General features: G+C 73.2%; 17 protein-coding genes. 10 read left to right on the top strand and 7 right to left on the bottom strand.

Annotated features, from left to right (window positions below; translation table 11 throughout):
• Positions 1-168 precede the first annotated feature (168 nt).
• Positions 169-1,644, top strand: a complete 1,476-nt coding sequence (locus tag AB0H37_RS14910) for an MFS transporter (protein ID WP_179836373.1) — start codon at positions 169-171, stop codon at positions 1,642-1,644.
• A 131-nt stretch (positions 1,645-1,775) separates the two neighbouring features.
• On the opposite strand, the gene AB0H37_RS14905 is transcribed toward AB0H37_RS14910, so the two are convergent.
• The 3 genes from AB0H37_RS14905 to AB0H37_RS14895 form a co-directional block, all read right to left on the bottom strand.
• Positions 1,776-2,600, bottom strand: a complete 825-nt coding sequence (locus AB0H37_RS14905) for a hypothetical protein (protein ID WP_329087896.1) — start codon at positions 2,598-2,600, stop codon at positions 1,776-1,778.
• Between the two features lie 70 nt (positions 2,601-2,670).
• Positions 2,671-4,026, bottom strand: a complete 1,356-nt coding sequence (locus tag AB0H37_RS14900) for an FtsX-like permease family protein (RefSeq protein ID WP_360613068.1) — start codon at positions 4,024-4,026, stop codon at positions 2,671-2,673.
• Between the two features lies 1 nt (position 4,027).
• Positions 4,028-4,825 (bottom strand): ABC transporter ATP-binding protein, encoded by a 798-nt coding sequence (locus AB0H37_RS14895; protein WP_179836375.1) that lies wholly within the window; start codon positions 4,823-4,825, stop codon positions 4,028-4,030.
• A gap of 230 nt (positions 4,826-5,055) precedes the next feature.
• Between AB0H37_RS14895 and AB0H37_RS14890 the strand changes: the two genes are divergently transcribed.
• Positions 5,056-6,336: an ArsB/NhaD family transporter gene (locus tag AB0H37_RS14890; protein WP_329087892.1), complete on the top strand. Its 1,281-nt coding sequence runs from the start codon at positions 5,056-5,058 to the stop codon at positions 6,334-6,336.
• A gap of 31 nt (positions 6,337-6,367) precedes the next feature.
• Entirely contained in the window at positions 6,368-7,069 is a 702-nt protein-coding gene (locus tag AB0H37_RS14885) for a PIG-L deacetylase family protein (protein WP_179836377.1), read from the top strand.
• 198 nt (positions 7,070-7,267) lie between these two features.
• On the opposite strand, the gene AB0H37_RS14880 is transcribed toward AB0H37_RS14885, so the two are convergent.
• Positions 7,268-8,095, bottom strand: a complete 828-nt coding sequence (locus AB0H37_RS14880; RefSeq protein ID WP_179836378.1) for a DUF3710 domain-containing protein — start codon at positions 8,093-8,095, stop codon at positions 7,268-7,270.
• 3 nt (positions 8,096-8,098) lie between these two features.
• Positions 8,099-8,599: a dUTP diphosphatase gene (gene dut / locus AB0H37_RS14875; protein WP_229810128.1), complete on the bottom strand. Its 501-nt coding sequence runs from the start codon at positions 8,597-8,599 to the stop codon at positions 8,099-8,101.
• Positions 8,600-8,821: 222 nt separating this feature from the next.
• Here dut and AB0H37_RS14870 point away from each other — a divergent pair, with 222 nt between their 5' ends.
• The 7 genes from AB0H37_RS14870 (at position 8,822) to AB0H37_RS14840 (ending at position 13,154) form a co-directional block, all read left to right on the top strand.
• Positions 8,822-9,520, top strand: coding sequence for a hypothetical protein (locus tag AB0H37_RS14870; protein WP_360613064.1), 699 nt, complete (start codon positions 8,822-8,824; stop codon positions 9,518-9,520).
• Positions 9,517-10,047, top strand: coding sequence for a MauE/DoxX family redox-associated membrane protein (locus AB0H37_RS14865; RefSeq protein ID WP_329087886.1), 531 nt, complete (start codon positions 9,517-9,519; stop codon positions 10,045-10,047). Before AB0H37_RS14870 ends, AB0H37_RS14865 begins: the two co-directional genes overlap by 4 nt.
• Positions 10,044-10,505, top strand: a complete 462-nt coding sequence (locus AB0H37_RS14860) for a hypothetical protein (RefSeq protein WP_360613062.1) — start codon at positions 10,044-10,046, stop codon at positions 10,503-10,505. Before AB0H37_RS14865 ends, AB0H37_RS14860 begins: the two co-directional genes overlap by 4 nt.
• Entirely contained in the window at positions 10,502-11,056 is a 555-nt protein-coding gene (locus tag AB0H37_RS14855; protein ID WP_329087882.1) for a hypothetical protein, read from the top strand. Before AB0H37_RS14860 ends, AB0H37_RS14855 begins: the two co-directional genes overlap by 4 nt.
• Positions 11,044-11,211, top strand: coding sequence for a hypothetical protein (locus AB0H37_RS14850; protein WP_179836384.1), 168 nt, complete (start codon positions 11,044-11,046; stop codon positions 11,209-11,211). The genes AB0H37_RS14855 and AB0H37_RS14850 overlap by 13 nt, the downstream gene beginning before the upstream one ends.
• 18 nt (positions 11,212-11,229) lie before the next feature.
• A complete protein-coding gene (locus AB0H37_RS14845; RefSeq protein ID WP_360613060.1) occupies positions 11,230-11,784 on the top strand; it encodes a hypothetical protein in 555 nt (184 codons plus the stop codon).
• Positions 11,785-11,870: 86 nt separating this feature from the next.
• Positions 11,871-13,154 carry a cytochrome P450 gene (locus tag AB0H37_RS14840; RefSeq protein WP_329087877.1) on the top strand — a complete coding sequence of 428 codons (1,284 nt, stop codon included), beginning with the start codon at positions 11,871-11,873 and terminating at the stop codon, positions 13,152-13,154.
• Between the two features lie 10 nt (positions 13,155-13,164).
• On the opposite strand, the gene AB0H37_RS14835 is transcribed toward AB0H37_RS14840, so the two are convergent.
• Both AB0H37_RS14835 and valS read right to left on the bottom strand, forming a co-directional pair.
• Positions 13,165-14,052, bottom strand: a complete 888-nt coding sequence (locus AB0H37_RS14835; protein ID WP_329087875.1) for a metal-dependent hydrolase — start codon at positions 14,050-14,052, stop codon at positions 13,165-13,167.
• Positions 14,053-14,167: 115 nt separating this feature from the next.
• Positions 14,168-16,693 carry a valine--tRNA ligase gene (valS, locus tag AB0H37_RS14830; protein WP_329087873.1) on the bottom strand — a complete coding sequence of 842 codons (2,526 nt, stop codon included), beginning with the start codon at positions 16,691-16,693 and terminating at the stop codon, positions 14,168-14,170.
• Positions 16,694-16,773 lie beyond the last annotated feature (80 nt).

The following is a 16,773-nucleotide window of genomic DNA, read 5'->3' as shown; positions in this document are numbered from 1 at the left end:
GCGCGGTGCTGGCCGAAACCTCGTCCATACCTCGAAGCGTATGGCATCCCGGGACGAAGCGGACCCCTTGCCCACCGCCGGAACGAAGCCGGGACATGTGTGGAATGAAGCATTCCGTTCTGCTATTATCGGAACAGAGCATTCCGCTCCACCCTGAAAGGACGGATCATGACCGCCACCCTCGAAACCCCGGTCCCCGCGACCGGGACGCGCCCGGCCGACGGCGCCGCGCCCGCCCCGCGCCGCTGGCTCGGCCTGTCGGCGATCCTGGCCGCCACGCTGCTGAACCTGCTCGACTCCACCGTGGTGAACGTGGCCGCGCCCGCGATCCGCGCGGACCTCGGCGGCTCGTACTCCGCGCTGCAGTGGACGGCCGCCGGCTACACGCTCGCCCTCGCGGTGGCGCTGCTGACCGGCGGGCGGCTCGGCGACATGTTCGGACGGCGGCCCGTCCTGCTGGCGGGCGCGGCCGCGTTCACGGCGATGTCGGTGGCGTGCGCGTTCGCCTGGTCGCCGGAGAGCCTGATCGCCGCCCGGGTCGCGCAGGGCCTGTGCGCCGCCGTGATGATCCCGCAGGGCTTCGGACTGATCCGCGACCTGTTCGGCCGGCACACCGGCAAGGCGTTCGCGCTGTTCGGGCCGGTGATCGGGCTGGCCACGATCCTCGGCCCGGTGGTCGCGGGCCTGCTGATCGACGCCGACCCGCTCGGCACCGGCTGGCGCGCGATCTTCCTGGTGAACGTGCCGGTCGGCGTCTACGCGCTGGTCGTGGGCGCCCGGGCGCTGCCCGCGCCGACGGCCGCCGACCGCTCGGGCGGCCTGGACGTCGCCGGGATGCTGCTCGGCGGCCTCGGCATGAGCATGCTGGTCTACCCCCTCGTCCAGGGCCGCGAGCTCGGCTGGCCCGCCTGGTCGCTCGCGCTGCTCGCGGGCTCGGTCCCCGTCCTCGCCCTGTTCGCCCTGCACCAGCTGCGCCGCACCCGCCGGGGCCGGACGCCGCTGGTCAGGCTGAGCGTGTTCGCCAACCGCGCCTACGGCTCCGGTGTCCTGTTCGTCGTCGTCTTCTTCGGAGCGATCGCCGGGTTCTCCCTGGCCACCGGCCTGTTCCTCCAGCTCGGCCTCGGCTACACGCCGCTGGCCGCGAGCCTGGCGATGTCGTCCTGGGCGATCGGGGCGTTCGCCGGGTCGGCGTTCAGCGGCATGACGATGACCCGGCTGGGCCGCAGGATCCTGCACCTCGGCCTGGTTCTCATGATCGCCGGGCTGGCCGCCCTGTACGCGGTGTTCGAGGCGGCCGGGACGGGCGTCGGCGGCTGGCACCTGGCCGCGCCGCTGCTGCTGTTCGGCGCCGGCATGGGCATGATCTTCGTCCCGCTGTTCGACGTCATCGTCGCGGGCATCGCCGACCACGAGGTGGGCTCCGGCTCCGCCGCGCTGGAGTCGGTCCAGCAGCTCGGCGCCTCGCTCGGCGTCGCGGTCCTCGGCACGGTCTTCTTCGGGGCGATCGGCGCCCCGGTGGCCGGACGGTTCGCCGCGCCGGCCGCGCTGGAGGCCGCGAAGCAGGTCACCGCCCTGACCGCCGCCCTCACCGCCGCCGCGTTCCTCGTCGCCTTCCTCCTCCCCCGCCGCGCCCGCGCGCACTGACCCCCGTCCGGTGCCGAACCCGGCGCGCCGTCCGTCACGGACGGCGCGCCGGCGTATGCAGGACCGGTGGGCTCCGCCCGTGACCTCGCCCGGAGCCAAGGCGGTCCGCCGCCGCGCGCTGGCGGACCGGTTCAGGCGGTCGCGAAGCGGACGGCGGAGACCGCGATGACCACCGCCGCCACCGCCCAGTAGGCGCCGGAGGCGAGGGCGACGGCCCGGACGCGGCGGGCCTCGGGCAGGCCGGTGAAGGTGAGCAGCCAGGCCAGCAGCGGCAGGACGAGGATCGCGTGCATGGTCACGAAGTGCGCCGGCTTCAGCGCGGCGACGACGTGGTAGGCGGCCTGCTGGTCGCCGGACTCCACCGTCGCGACGCCGCGGGCGATCATCGCCGCGCCGGAGGCCAGCGCGAGCATCAGCGCGGCGAAGCCGGACCGGACGGCCAGCCGCATGCTCGGCGCGACCTCCTCGTCACGGCGGAAGGAGGCGACCGCGAGCGCGACCAGCGTGACGACCAGGACGCCGCCGCCCGCCGCGAGCATCCGGGTGACGACCGTGTCGAACGCCGTCTCCTCGTTGAAGTGGGACGGCGCCCTGCGCCACGCCTGCAGGGTGATGAGGGAGACCTCCGCGACGCAGTCGGCCGCGAACACGCCGAGGACCGCGGTCCGCGCGCGGTCGCCGAGCCGGACGAACGCGCTGACCCACGCGATCGTGAGGAGGGTCAGGCCGAACGAGATCCCGAAGGTGACCGGCTTGCGCCACGACACCGGCCCCGTCCACGGGCCGCCGTCCACCGCGAACACGACCAGGTGCAGCAGCCCCGAGACCATGAGCGCCGCGCCGACGGCGTAGGAGGCGCGCTCGACCCGGCGGCCGCTCGTCCAGAACGCCCCTAGGCCCTGGACGGCGGCCGCCACCGGGAACCCTCCGCGCGAGGCCCGCATCGATCCCGCCATGTCCGCTCCCTGAAATGAGTGAGTGCTCACCCAGTATGGATGAGCACCCACGCGAAGACAAGCCGGGCGGTCAGCGGAGGGCGGCCTCCACGGCGGGGACGCGGATCGCGCGGCGGGTGGCGGCCCAGGTCGTGGCGCCGGTCAGGGCGGCGGCGAGGGCGACGACCGCGAGGTAGGTCCACACGTCCCCGGCCGGGACGGCGGAGTCGCGGCGGGCCAGCCCGAAGGGCACGATCGTGAAGACCGAGGCGACCGTGCCGCAGGCCACGCCGGTGACCGTCAGCACCGCCGACTCCAGCGCCACCCCGGCGAGCACCTGGCGCGGGGTCGCGCCGGCGAGCCGGGTCTGCCCGAACTCGCGGCGCCGGTGCGCGGTCGCCGCGACCAGCGTGTTGACCAGCATGATCGCCGTGAACAGCACCACCATGCCGATGACGACGAAGTTGAGCGTCTCGATGCTCTTCTGCTCGGCCGTCTTGGCCAGCCCGGCGGCCTCCATCGCCGCGTTCTCGGTGGCCTGGAGGTACAGCGTCCCGACGGCGGTGCCGACGAACAGGACGACCGGGGCGACCGCGGACGCCAGCGCGCCCGTCCGGCGGCGCATGGTGGCGGCCGCCAGCTCGCCGGCCGCGCCGAACGCGCGCAGCGGCCGGCCCAGCAGGGACGTCGCCCCCCGCATGATCGCCGGAGCCAGCAGCGCCAGCCCGATCGCGGCGAGGATGTCGGCCTGCCCGGACGTCGCCATCACGTCGCTGCCCTTGCCGTCCATCAGCGTGACCGTGATGACCGCCTCGTTCAGCGCCAGCAGCAGGAACAGGACCGCGAAGACGATGCGCTTCCTGCTCGTCCTCCCGGTGTCCACCGCCGCGGACCGCATCGAGTCGGCGACCCCGGCGCGGGTGGCGCGCCGGGCGGTGATCAGGGCGGCGGCGGTCGCGGAGACGGTCGTGATGCCGATGCCCATCGACAGCGCGACGGCGCCGAAGTGGTGGCCGATCTCCGCGGGCACCTGGCCCGTGCCGTGCAGCAGGCCGAGCACGCCCCGGCCGGCCAGCATCCCGGGGACGACGGCGAGCAGCGCCGCGGCCACGGCCAGCCCGGCGGCCTCGCCGACGATCATCCGGGCGAGCTGCGCCGGGGTCGCGCCGACGCTCTTGAGCAGCGCGATCTCCGACGCGCGCTGCCGCACCGACAGGGTCAGCGTCGAGGTGACCGCGAACACCACGAGCAGCAGGCCCCAGCCGCCGACGACGTTCGCCATGATGACCAGCGTGTCCCGGGCCTCCCCCGTCGCGCCGCTCGCCGCGGCGGTGTCCAGCATCGAGGCGAACGCCATGATGATCGTGGAGCCGAGGAACAGGGCGAGGAAGCTCGCCGTGAACGCGCCCGCGCGCCGGCGCAGGGAGCGGATCGCCAGTGCGAACATCTCACGCCCCCGCCGTCGTGCGCTGGCGCTCGACCTCGTCGGCCAGGTGCGTCATCCGCTCCGCGACAGCCTCGGCGGTCGGCGCGGACTGGTGGCCGACGATCCGCCCGTCCGCCAGGTACAGCACGGCGTCGGCGAAGGACGCGGCGACCGGGTCGTGGGTCACCATCACCACGGTCTGCCCGAACGCCCCCACCGACTCGCGCAGCAGGCCGAGCACGTCCCGGGCGCTGCGGGTGTCGAGCGCACCGGTCGGCTCGTCCGCGAACAGCACCCGCGGCCGGGTGAGCAGCGCCCGCGCGATCGCCACCCGCTGCTGCTGCCCGCCTGACAGCTCCGAAGGCAGGTGGCCGAGCCGCTCGCCGAGTCCCACCCGCTCCAGGACGGCCCTCGCCCGGCCCTTGTCCGCCCTGCGGCCGGCGAGCCTGAGGGGGAGCACCACGTTCTGCATGACCGACAGCGTCGGCAGCAGGTTGAACTGCTGGAAGACGAAACCGATCCGCTCCCGCCGGAACTTCGTCAGCTCCGCCTCCCCGTCGCCCGTCAGCTCCGCGCCGTCGACGAAGACGCGGCCCCCGGTGGGACGGTCCAGGCCCGCGGCGCACTGGAGCAGCGTGCTCTTGCCGGACCCGGACGGGCCCATGACCGCGGTGAACGACCCGGTCGGCAGCGACAGCGACACCCCGTCGAGCGCGACGACCTGGTTGCCCTCAGGGCCGAACACCCGGCGCACGTTCTCCAGCCGGAGCGCCTCACCCGGCGCCTGGCGCTCGGGCTCCGGTCCCCTGCGTCCGAACATCGTCCTCACCTCCGCCCGGCGCCCCCTCGCGGGGCGCCTCCGGAACACGAAGCTACGGACGCGCGGGGCCGCCGAGGATGGGTCCAGCACGCCGATCGGGGTAGGCAAAACCCCACCATCGTCCGGGCCCGGTCTCCCCCGCGGCGTGCCGGGCCGGTTAGAGTCGCCCGAGGTGCGCCGGGAAGTCTGGTCGGCAGGTCCCTACATCCGCATGCCGTCCGGGAGGTCCTGTGCAGGCCACCGCCGCGATCGTCATCTTCGTCGGCGCGTACGTGCTGATCGCGTCGGAGAAGGTGCACCGGACGGCGGTGGCGCTCGGCGGCGCGGGGCTGATGCTCCTGCTGCACATCACCGACGCCCGGGGCGCGTTCTTCTCCTCCGAGTCCGGGATCGACTGGAACGTCATCTTCCTGCTGCTCGGCATGATGGTCATCGTCTCGGTGCTGCGCCGGACGGGCGTGTTCGAGTACGTGGCGATCTGGGCCGCCAAACGCGCGCGGGGGCGCCCCTACCGGCTCATGGTGATGCTGGTCGTGCTCACGGCGGGGGCGTCCGCGCTGCTGGACAACGTCACCACGGTCCTGCTGGTCGTGCCCGTCACGTTCCTCGTCTGCGAGCGGCTCGCCCTCGCACCCGAGCCGTACCTCATCGCCGAGGTCATGGCGTCCAACATCGGCGGCACCGCGACCCTGGTCGGCGACCCGCCCAACATCATCATCGCCAGCCGGGGCGGCCTGACGTTCAACGACTTCCTGGCCCACCTGGCCCCCCTGGTCGTGGTGCTGATGATCGTGTTCTGCCTCCTGTGCCGGTGGCTGTTCCGCTCCGCGTTCCGCTACGACCCGGACCTCGCCGCCGAGGTCATGGAGCTGGAGGAGCGGGAGGCCATCACCGACCGCCGCCTGCTCGCGCAGGGGCTCGCCGTCCTCGCCGTCGTGATCGCGGCGTTCGTGCTGCACCCCGTCCTGCACTACGAGCCGTCCGTGGTGGCGCTGCTCGGCGCCGGGCTGCTCGTCGCCGCGACCAGGGTGACCACCGAGGAGGCCCTCAGCGAGGTCGAGTGGCCCACGCTGGTGTTCTTCGCCGGCCTGTTCGTGATGGTCGGCGGCCTCGTCGAGACCGGCGTCATCGGCGACGTCTCCAGGGCCGCGGCGGACGCCACCGAGGGCCGCCTCGGCGCCGCCACGATGCTGCTGCTGTGGGCGTCCGCCGGGCTCTCGGCGATCGTGGACAACATCCCCTACGTGGCGACGATGAGCCCGATCGTCTCCGACCTCGTCCGGCAGCACCCCGGCACCGACGGGCACGTGCTGTGGTGGGCCCTCGCCCTCGGCGCCGACCTCGGCGGCAACGCCACCGCCATCGGGGCCAGCGCCAACGTGGTCGTGCTCGGCATCGCCGCCCGCAACGGCACGCCCATCAGCTTCTGGCGCTTCACCCGCTACGGCATCGTCGTCACGCTCGTGACGGTCGCCCTGGCGACCCCGTACCTCTGGCTCCGCTACCTGTGACGATCTTCCCCGCATCCGGGAGGATGGGGGGATGGACGAGGTGCCTGAGGACTGGGAACGCGCGCTCGCGATCGTGGCGCACCCCGACGACCTGGAGTACGGGACGTCAGCGGCGGTGGCCAAGTGGACGGGCCAGGGAAAGACCGTGACGGAGGTGCTGGCCACCCGCGGGGAGGCCGGGATCGACTCGATGGACCCCGGTGAGGTCCGGCGGATCCGCAGCGCCGAGCAGGTCGAGGCGGCGCGGATCGTCGGCGCCCGCGCCGTCGAGTTCCTCGACCTGCCGGACGGCACGCTGGAGTACGGCCTGCCGCTGCGCCGGATGCTCGCCGCGGCGATCCGGCGGCACCGGCCCGAGGTGGTGCTGTCGGTGAACTTCCGCGAGACCTTCCCCGGCGGCGGCTTCAACATGGCCGACCACCGGGTGCTCGGCCTCGCGGTCGCGGACGCGGTCCGGGACGCGGCGAACCGGTGGGTGTTCCGCGACCTCGGCCTGGAGCCGTGGCAGGGCGTCCGGTTCGCGCTGTTCGGCGGATCGCCGCAGCCCACCCACTACGTGGACGTCACCGGCCATCTGCGGGCCGGCATCGACTCGCTGCTCGCGCACCGCGTCTACTTCGCCGAACTGGGCGCCGGGTTCGACGCCGAGGCGTTCCTCACCGGCATGGCCGAGACGGGCGGGAGGCAGGCGGGCGTCGAGCACGCGATGACGTTCGAGATGATCGAGGGCTAGTGGCGGGCGTTGGGCCGCTTGCCCTTGTTGTGCTTGCTCCGCTTGCGGGCCCGGCGTTTGCGCGTCTTCTTGGACATGCCCCGATTGACCGCCCGCGGACCGGTCCAAGGCAAGCGACCGGCCGGGCGCAGACGGCACGAACCCGCCCGGGCGCACGCCCGAAAAGCGTACGGCCGGACGGGTCCGGTGCTCGTGCGGTCAGCGGACCTCGGTGATCTCCGGGCCGCGCTCGAACGGGTCGAAGGTCTCCACGCCCTCCTCCTGCCCGTCCTCGCCGGCCTCGCTGAACTCCTGCGGGATCTGCAGTTCCAGCAGCTCGCGGGGCGGCATCGGGGCGTCGCCGCGGTGCACGACCACGCCGCGCAGCACGTCCTCCAGGACCTGCCACTGCTCCTCGTCCTCGATCGCGGCGCCCTGGACCACGGCCTGCAGGAACCAGCGGGGGCCGTCCACACCGAGGAAACGAATGATCTGCGGCGCCCAGCCCTGCTCGACGAACTCCGCCGGGATCTGCTCGCGGACCTCCGGCGGCATCTCGGCGAGGACCTCCTCGGTCAGCGCGGCCGGGACCATCGCCAGCAGCTCGGAGCCGAACGGGCCCTCGCCCTCCTGGGTCTGGCCCTGCGCCTCCTCCTGGATGTCCTTGGCGGTCTCACGGCGCACGTCGTCCCAGATGCCGCTGCGCTTCGGCGCGGCGAACACCTGGAGCTGCATGGCGCTCTCCTCGTACTGCACCAGCACGGCGACGGGGCGCCCGTCGAGCGGGTTGCCCTCCTCGTCGACCTGGGTCGCCTCGAAGTTCACCTGGAAGCCCAGCCCCGGCGCGACCGGAACCTGGAGGGCACCGAAATCCAGCCGCTGCAACTCGGGGAAGGACTCCTCGGAATCCCACGGGCCGCCCGCCGCCGATTCTGCCTTGGCCGCCCCCGCCTCGGCGGGAGCCTCCTCGGCGGTCTCCGCCGGCTCCTCGGTCACCTCGGGACCCTCCGCGGGCTCCTCGGCCTGCCGGCGACGTCCAAAAGCCACGACTCACGCTCCTTCTCGACTGTGCTCATTGTCCCCGGATCGCGGGGCCGGGCCGAATCCGCCGGTGGAGCCGAACCCGCCGTCTCCGCGCGCCGATCCGGGAAGCTCGGTGACCTCGTGGAACACCGCGTGCTCGACCCGCTGGACGACCATCTGCGCGATGCGGTCTCCGCGCCGCAGTCTCACCGTGGCGCGGGGGTCGGTGTTCAGCAGGGTCACCTTGATCTCACCCCGATAGCCGGCGTCGACCGTACCGGGTGCATTAACGATGGTCACCCCCAACTTAGCGCTCAATCCGGACCGCGGGTGAATGAAAGCGGCGTAGCCGTCCGGCAGCGCGATCGCCATCCCGGTGGGGACGACGGCGCGCTCCCCCGGCGGCAGTTCCACGTCGGCGGCGGCGACCAGATCGGCGCCCGCGTCGCCCGCGTGGGCGTACTGCGGCAGGGGCAGCTCCGGATCCAGCCGCTGGATCAGCACATCGACCTTGCTCACGGGCTCCACCTCACGCGCCTACCTGCCGGAGAACCACACGACCCTACCCAGGGCGCCGGGGGCGGCCGCCGCTGAAACGCCGCCGCCGCGCGAGTCCGGCAGTTGACCCTACCCGGTCCCAGGCGTGACCACTTCCGGAAGGTTTGACCCAGAAATGAAGTATCACGCGTAGCGTCGCAATTGTTACCCGCGGCACTTCTGTGGGATTCGTTCCCACAGGAAGGGGACGGCATGGGCACGCGCGGGCACCACGTCACCCACCGGTCGCTGGACGGCGTGCGGGTCCGGCTCGCCGGCGACCACGACCTGCGGCGGCCGTGCACGTCGGTGGCGCGGATCGCCGAGGGCGGGCGGCTCCACGAGATCTCCAGCGGCACCCGCGAGGACGCGCTGGCCTGGGCCGCCGACATCGGGGTCGATCGCTTCGAGCAGGAGTTCCGCACCCAGGGCGGGCGGCTGCGGGTCGGCAGGACGGCGACCCGCGACGCCGAGACGGGCCTCAGCGACCCCGTCCTGGCGGCCGTGTGGGAGGGACGCCGCCACGCGGTGTTCACGCACCTCTACCACGGGCGCCCCGCGGACGCGGTGGCCTTCTTCGACACCGTGCGCCTGACCGAGCACGAGGACGGGGTCACCGCCGTCCCGCGCGGCCGGGCCAGGCGCCCCGAGCCCGCGGAGATGGTCAAGGAGGTGCCGGGGATCGGCCTGCTGGAGATCACCGCGCTGACCACGGTCACGCGCCGGCGGCTCCCGCCGTGGCGCGGCGCCTCGGTCGCGGGCGGCGAGCTGTTCCGGGACACCGTGGAGGGCCAGGGTCCCTACTTCCTGCTGGCGCTGGCGTCGCTGCTGGTGACCGTGCTGCCCGAGGAGGACCGGGTCCGCGACGTCCCGCGGCGGCTCGCGGGGCTGGCGGTCGAGGCGGTCCGGTGACCGGGCTGCTCGCCGGGATCGCCGCCGTCACGGTCCCGCTCGTCCTGCTGGCGTCGCTGGCCGGGCAGGTCAGGCGCCCGGCGGCGCTGGCCGCCGCGCTGCGGGCGCACCGGGTGCTCCCGGCCGCCCTCACCGGCGCGGCCGCGGCGGCCGTGATCGCCGCGGAGGCGCTGATCGGCGTCACCGGAGCGGCGGCGCTGCTGCTCCGGCTGGACGGTCCGGTGCGCGCGGCCGGCGGGGCGGCGGCCGTCCTGCTGGCCCTGTACGCGGCCTACGCGGCGCACGTGGCCCGTACCCGGCACGGCGTCCCCTGCGGCTGCGGCGGCGGCGGCACGCCGATGAACGGCTGGGTCGCGGGACGGGCCGCCGCGCTCTGCGCGCTCGCCCTCACCGGCGCCCTGCACGGGCTTCCGGCCGGCTCCACCTTGTACGAGTCGTCCGTGGAGGTCGCGGCGGGGCTGGGGTTCGCCGTGCTCCTCTGGACGCTCCCGCACGCCATGACCGAGGAGAGGAGGACGGCCGGATGAGCTTCCAGAACAGCGCGCTCCTGCTGTCATGGGCGGCGATCCTGCTGCTCGCCCTGGTGGTCGCCGGACTCGTCCGGCAGGTCCACGCGCTCGGCCGGGGGGCCTCACGGCCCGCCGGGCTCGGCCCCGCCGCGGGCGCGCCCGCGCCCGCCTTCGACCGCCTCGGGCCCGGCCTGCTGCTCTTCCTGGACCGCGAGTGCGGCGTGTGCGCGGACGTCCTCGCCGCCGTCCCGATCGGACGGCCGCTGCACGCGATCTTCGCGGGGCCGCCGCCCGACGAGGCGTCGCGTCCCGGTGTGACCGTGCTGGCCGGCGAGCAGGACGGCCTGTTCGCCGACTACCGCGTCCCCGCGACCCCGTTCGCCGTGCTGGTCGGCGCCGACGGGCGCGTGCGGGCCGCCGAGCCCGTCGGCTCTCCCGAAGCCCTCCGCGCCCTCATCCTGGAGGCGGCACGATGATCGAACTGGAAGACGTCCCGCCGCTGCGCGGCCCCCGCCCGGCCGGGGCGCAGCGCGTCCGGCGGCGCCCGGTGCCCGCGGACGAGCGGCGGTTCCGCCCGGTGCGGCGCAGCGTCCTCACCGGGCTCGCCGCCGCGGGCGCCACCGCCGGCCTGAAGGCCCTCGGCGTCCTCCCTCCCGCGCGGGAGGCGCTCGCATCGGGCTTCCAGCTGGTCGGCTACTACGACATCTATCCGCGCTGCCCCTCGTACGCGGCCAACCACAACTGCTCCCCCGGCTGCGGGCCCAGCCTGGTGTGCAGCGTGTGCTGCCGCACGAGCGGGAAGTACAAGGGCTTCCACAAGTCCGGCGTGTCTGACCCGGGCCGCTACAAGCTGCGCCCCAGCCAGTGCTACGGCGGCGGCTACGACGGGTGGCTCTGGGCCTACGCCAAGAGCTGCGGCAGCTGCAAGAAGGGCGTCACCTGGCGCTGCCATGACGGCTGGAAGAAATCCAAGAAGGGCAACTGGTACAAGACCATCTGCCGCAAGGCGATGGCGTGCAAGAACTGACCGCCGGGCGGCTGCGGCGGGGCACGACCGACCCGCTCCTGCCCGTCGCCGCCCTCGCGCTCCTGGCGGTGTCGGCCGCCGCCCTGGACGCCGCCGTCCTGTGCTGGGCGTCGATCGGCGCGCTCGCCGGGTTCTCCCTGTCGGGCAGTGTCTGAACGCGCAACAGCGAATCCGTGCTGTTCTCGCCAGGTTGGCGGGCCCCCGTACGGCAGGGCGAGGTCCTGGCCGTCTTCACCCTCGGGCTCCTGCTCGGAGGCACGCTCACCGCGACGGTGATCTGGCTGTCGTCCGGCCTCTCCGCGCCGCTCCCGGCGTCCGTCCGGACCGCCGCGGTCCTCGCCGTCGCCGGGCTGGGAGCCGCGAGGGAGGCCGGGCTGGTCCGCGTCCCGCTCCCCCAGAACGCCCGCCAGATCCCCCAGGACGTCCTGCAGACCCACCTCCGCAAGGGCGCCCTCCAGTTCGGCTTCGAACTCGGAACCGGCGTCCGCACCTACGTCTCCGCCACGGCCCCCTATGTCCTGGCGCTGGGGCTGCTCCTCGTCCACGAGGACCCGCTCACCACCGTCCTGACGGGCACGGCCTTCGGCGCCGGGCGCGCGCTGAGCGCCCTCCTCACCTACCTGGCCCGCGACGATCGACGGGACGCCGCGATGGCCGCCCGCATGCCGCCCGTGAAGAACGCCACCGCCCTCGCGTCCCTCACCGCCCTCGCCCTCCTGCTGCTGTGACCGGAGGGCGCTCGGGCTTGACGGATGTCCGGAAGGCTCGGTTCGATGGAACCGAACGGCGTTCTGACTTCCGAGGACGGTGTGCGGTGACGACGACGGCACGGGCGACCCAGGACAACCTGTCCGATCTGGCCTTCTGGTCGCTGCCCCCGGACCGGCGGCTGGCGGCGTTCGCGCGGCTGCGCGAGCGCGAGCACCCGGCGTTCTTCCCGGAGCTCAAGCTGCCGTTCATCCGGACCGGGCCCGGCTACTACGCGCTCACCCGGCACGCGGACGTGGTGGAGGCCAGCCGGACGCCGGAGGTGTTCAGCAGCGAGCCGTGCTCGAACAGCATCGCCGACCTGCCCCGGTACATGGCCCGCTACTTCGGCTCGATGATCAACATGGACGACCCGCGGCACGCCAAGATCCGCCGGATCGTCTCGCGGGCGTTCACCCCGCGCGTCCTCGCCAAGCTGGAGACCGACCTGCAGGCGACCGCGACGCGGATCGTCGACGACCTGGAGCGCAAGGGGTCGGCCGACTTCGTCACCGACGTCGCGGCGCGGCTGCCCGTGCAGGTCATCTGCGACATGATGGGCATCCCCGAGCGGGTGCGCCCGATGGTGTACGACCGGACGAACACCATCCTGGGGCTCGGCGACCCCGAGTACACCGGCGGCAAGGACGTGACCCGCGAGGGCATCACCCGGATCGGCGTCCTGTACGGGCTGCTCATGGCGATGTCCGCGGGGTACGAGCTCAACCACCTGGCGATGAAGCTCGCCCGCAGGCGCCGCCGGCACCCCGGCGACGACCTCGTGTCGCGGCTGGTCTCGGCCAACGTCGACGGCGAGTCCCTGACCGACCAGGAGATCGGCTCGTTCTTCATCCTGCTCGTCGTGGCCGGCAACGAGACGACCCGCAACGCCATGACGCACGGGCTGAAGCTGTTCACCGACAACCCCGAGCAGCGGGCGCTGCTGATGGAGGACTTCGACGCGCGCGTCCCGGGGGCGGTCGAGGAGATCGTCCGGATGGCGACACCGGTCATCCAGTTCCGCCGGACCGTGACCCGCGACCACGAGATGCACGGTCAGCGGTACAAGGCTGGTGACAAGGTCCTGCTGTTCTACAACTCCGCGAACCGCGACGCGGAGGTGTTCACGGACCCGGACGTCTTCGACATCACCCGCTCCCCCAACCCGCACGTCGGCTTCGGCGGCCCCGGCCCGCACTTCTGCCTGGGCGCGAACCTGGCCCGGCAGGAGATCACGGTGATGTTCCGGGAGCTGTTCACCCGCGTCCCGGACATCCGGGCGAGCGGCGAGCCGCAGATGCTCTACTCCAACTTCATCAACGGCATCAAGCACCTGCCCTGCACGCTGTGAGCGGCGCGGTTCAGGACGCCCGGCGGCCGGCGTCCCGCGCCGCGGGCGACACCGCGAGGTAGTCGAGCGCCCGCTGCGTCGAGCATGCGCGGGACGGGTGGTAGTCGCGCCGCAGGTACGCGCGGCCGGCGGAGATCATGAACCGGTTGCTGGGGAACAGCCCGCGCCGCACCGCCCGCCGGTAGTCGCGGATCCGCGGGCGGACGCCCCTCAGCGTCGGGTCGGCCCGGCACAGGAACACGGCCCCTGCGTACACCATCAGCGGCAGCGCGAGGACGCCGATGAAGAACGCGATGAACCGCATCCAGTACCGCCCGGCCACGTGCTGGTAGACGTCGAACGCGACGGACCGGTGCTCGACCTCCTCGGCGCCGTGCCAGCGCAGCAGGTCCATCATCGTCGGATCGGCGCCGGCCTCGTCCAGCTCACGGGCGTCCAGGATCCACTGCCCGAGCACCGCCGTGTAGTGCTCGATGCCCGCGATGACGCCGATCCGGACGAACAGCCAGCGCTTGCGCGGCAGGAGCGGCACCGGGCACCGGTCGCCGAGGATCCGCCGGAACACCCACTCGATCCGGTCGGTGAGGGGGCCCGGGTCGAGGCCCTGCTCCCGCATCTGCCGGTCCAGGACGCCCTGGTGGGAGTAGGCGTGCACGGCCTCCTGACCCATGAAGCCCTTGACCTCGTGGTAGAGGCGCTCGTCGTCCCGCACGAGCGGGAGCGCCTCCTTGTAGACGTGCACGAACCACCGTTCGCCCGCGGGCAGCAGCAGGTGCAGGACGTTGATGAAGTGCGTGGCGACCGGCTCGTCCGGGATCCAGTGCAGCGGCGTGTCCGCCCAGTCGAACCGCACCCGGCGCGGGGCGATCACGGGGTGCCGCTCGTCGATGTCGCTCAACCCGTCTCCTCCCGCGCCGCGCCGGACCGGACGCGTCCCGCGGCGACAGCTAATTAGACTGGAAATCTAATATGTGGAGTGCGCCGGACCCCCGTCAAGGCCCGGCCGGGGTGATCTACGTCGCGGGGGCCAGGACGACGTCGACGGTGAGCGCGGCGGGGGCGTCCTCCAGGGTCAGGTCGGCGATCCGCCCGGCCGCGGCCAGGTCCGGGCGCGCGATCCGCGTCACCTGCGAGCCGCGCACGACCGCGCTGGTCACGTCGGCGCGCATCGACGCCCTGGCCTCCGACTTGGCCTTGCGGACCTGCCGGAGCGCCTCGCCCGTCGCCGCGAGGACGGCAGGGTCGCCGCCCGGCGGCAGTTCGGCGGCCGACGGCCACGAGGCCGTGTGCACCGACCCGTGCCGCCACCACGACCAGACCTCCTCGGTCACGAACGGCAGGACGGGCGCGAACAGGCGCAGCAGCACCGACAGCGCGGCGCGCAGCGCCGCACGCGCGGACAGCGCCTGCGGCCCGTCCCCGTAGGCGCGGGCCTTGACCAACTCCAGGTAGTCGTCGCAGAACTCCCAGAAGAACCGCTCGGTGCGCTCCAGAGCGCGCGCGTAGTCGTAGCCCTCGAACGCCTCCGTCGCCTCCTCGACGACCCCGGCCAGCGCCGCCAGCATCGCCTTGTCCAGCGGCTCGGTGACCGGAGCGTCCGGGGCCGCCGCACCGAGCCCGAGCACGAACTTCGACGCGTTGAGGATCTTGATGGCGAGGCGGCGGCCGACCTTGATCTGGCCGGTGTCGAACGCGGTGTCGGTGCCGGGGCGCCCGCCGGCCGCCCAGTACCGGACGGCGTCGGAGCCGTACTCGCGCAGCAGGTCGATCGGCGTGACGACGTTCCCCTTGGACTTCGACATCTTCTTGCGGTCCGGGTCGAGGATCCACCCGGACAGGGCGGTGCCCTTCCACGGCAGCGAGCCGTGCTCCAGATGCGAGCGCACGACCGTGGAGAACAGCCACGTGCGGATGATGTCGTGCGCCTGCGGCCGGAGGTCGAAGGGGAAGACCCGGGCGAACAGGTCGGCGTCGCGCTCCCAGCCGCCCGCGATCTGGGGGGTCAGCGACGAGGTCGCCCAGGTGTCCATCACGTCGGGGTCGCCCGCGAAGCCGCCCGGCCGGCCGCGCTGGTCCTCGGTGAAGCCCGGCGGGACGTCGGACGACGGGTCGACCGGCAGGGCGTCCTCGGCCGGCACGATCGGCTCGGCGTACACGGGCTCACCGGAGTCGTCCAGCCGGTACCACACGGGGATCGGCACCCCGAAGAACCGCTGCCGCGAGATCAGCCAGTCGCCGTTCAGGCCCTCGACCCAGTTCTCGTAGCGGGCCCGCATGTAGCCGGGATGCCATTCCAGCTCCCGCCCGCGGGCGAGCAGCTCCGCGCGGACGCCCTCGTCGCGGCCGCCGTTGCGGATGTACCACTGCCGGGTCGTGACGATCTCCAGGGGCTTGCTGCCCTTCTCGTAGAACTTCACCGGCCGGCTGATCTTCCGGGGCTCGCCGTCCAGGTCGCCGGACTCGCGCAGCAGCTCGACGACGCGCTCCTTGGCCGAGAAGACCGTCTTGCCCGCCAGCTCACCGTACGGTCGCGCGGGGACGCCCGGCGGCGGGTCGGCGGCGAGACGCCCGTCCCAGTCGATGACCGCGCGGGTGGGCAGGTCCAGCTCGCGCCACCAGGTGACGTCCGTGACGTCGCCGAACGTGCAGATCATCGCGATGCCGGAGCCCTTGTCGGGCTCGGCCAGCCGGTGCGCGACGACCGGGACGTCCACGCCGAACAGCGGCGTGCGCACGGTCGTGCCGAACAGCTCCTGGTACCGCTCGTCGTCGGGGTGCGCGACCAGCGCGACGCAGGCGGGCAGCAGTTCCGGCCGCGTCGTCTCGATGTAGACGGGGCGCTGGTCGCCGTGGAACCGGATCCGGTAGAACGCGCCGGGGTGCTCGCGGTCCTCCAGCTCGGCCTGCGCGACGGCGGTGCGGAACGTGACGTCCCACAGCGTCGGCGCCTCGGAGACGTAGGCCTCACCGCGGGCCAGGTTGCGCAGGAACGCGCGCTGGGACGCCGTCCGGGCGGTGTCGCCGATGGTGGTGTAGAGGTGGCTCCAGTCGACCGACAGGCCGACGCGCCGCCACATCTCCTCGAAGGCCTTCTCGTCGACCTCGGTGAGCCGCTCGCACAGCTCGATGAAATTGCGCCGCGAGACCGGCTGCTGGCGTTTCGGGTCGGGCTTGGCCGGGGGCTCGAAGTCCGGATCGTAGGGAAGGGACGGGTCGCACCGGACGCCGAAGTGGTTCTGCACGCGGCGCTCGGTCGGCAGGCCGTTATCGTCCCACCCCATCGGGTAGAAGACCGCCCGACCGCGCATGCGGTGATACCGGGCGACGGTGTCGGTGTGGGTGTAGGAGAAGACGTGGCCGACGTGGAGGGAGCCGCTCACGGTGGGCGGCGGGGTGTCGATCGAGTAGACCTCGCCGCGTGGCCGGGTGCGGTCGAAGCGGTGGACGCCCTCGTCCTCCCAGACGCGTACCCATCTGTCCTCCAGGCCGTCCAGGGAGGGCTTCGGAGGGACGTTCGAAGTACGCGGCTGCTCTGTCATGAGGCCAATCGTATTGATACCGGCCCGGGTCGCATGCCGATTGCCGGCGCCGACGCGGCGATCACCCTCCCCGCCGGGCG

This window comes from Actinomadura sp. NPDC023710 (assembly GCF_040639875.1).
Lineage (GTDB): Bacteria > Actinomycetota > Actinomycetes > Streptosporangiales > Streptosporangiaceae > Spirillospora > Spirillospora citrea.
This window is presented reverse-complemented; position numbering and strand designations above follow the sequence as displayed.

Excerpts from the sequence above, each read along its gene's own strand:
- AB0H37_RS14910 (WP_179836373.1), top strand. The coding sequence starts at position 169 with ATGACCGCCACCCTCGAAACCCCGGTCCCCGCGACCGGGACGCGCCCG.
- AB0H37_RS14905 (WP_329087896.1), bottom strand. The coding sequence starts at position 2,600 with ATGGCGGGATCGATGCGGGCCTCGCGCGGAGGGTTCCCGGTGGCGGCC.
- AB0H37_RS14900 (WP_360613068.1), bottom strand. The coding sequence starts at position 4,026 with ATGTTCGCACTGGCGATCCGCTCCCTGCGCCGGCGCGCGGGCGCGTTC.
- AB0H37_RS14895 (WP_179836375.1), bottom strand. The coding sequence starts at position 4,825 with ATGTTCGGACGCAGGGGACCGGAGCCCGAGCGCCAGGCGCCGGGTGAG.
- AB0H37_RS14885 (WP_179836377.1), top strand. The coding sequence starts at position 6,368 with ATGGACGAGGTGCCTGAGGACTGGGAACGCGCGCTCGCGATCGTGGCG.
- AB0H37_RS14870 (WP_360613064.1), top strand. The coding sequence starts at position 8,822 with ATGGGCACGCGCGGGCACCACGTCACCCACCGGTCGCTGGACGGCGTG.
- AB0H37_RS14860 (WP_360613062.1), top strand. The coding sequence starts at position 10,044 with ATGAGCTTCCAGAACAGCGCGCTCCTGCTGTCATGGGCGGCGATCCTG.
- AB0H37_RS14855 (WP_329087882.1), top strand. The coding sequence starts at position 10,502 with ATGATCGAACTGGAAGACGTCCCGCCGCTGCGCGGCCCCCGCCCGGCC.
- valS (WP_329087873.1), bottom strand. The coding sequence starts at position 16,693 with ATGACAGAGCAGCCGCGTACTTCGAACGTCCCTCCGAAGCCCTCCCTG.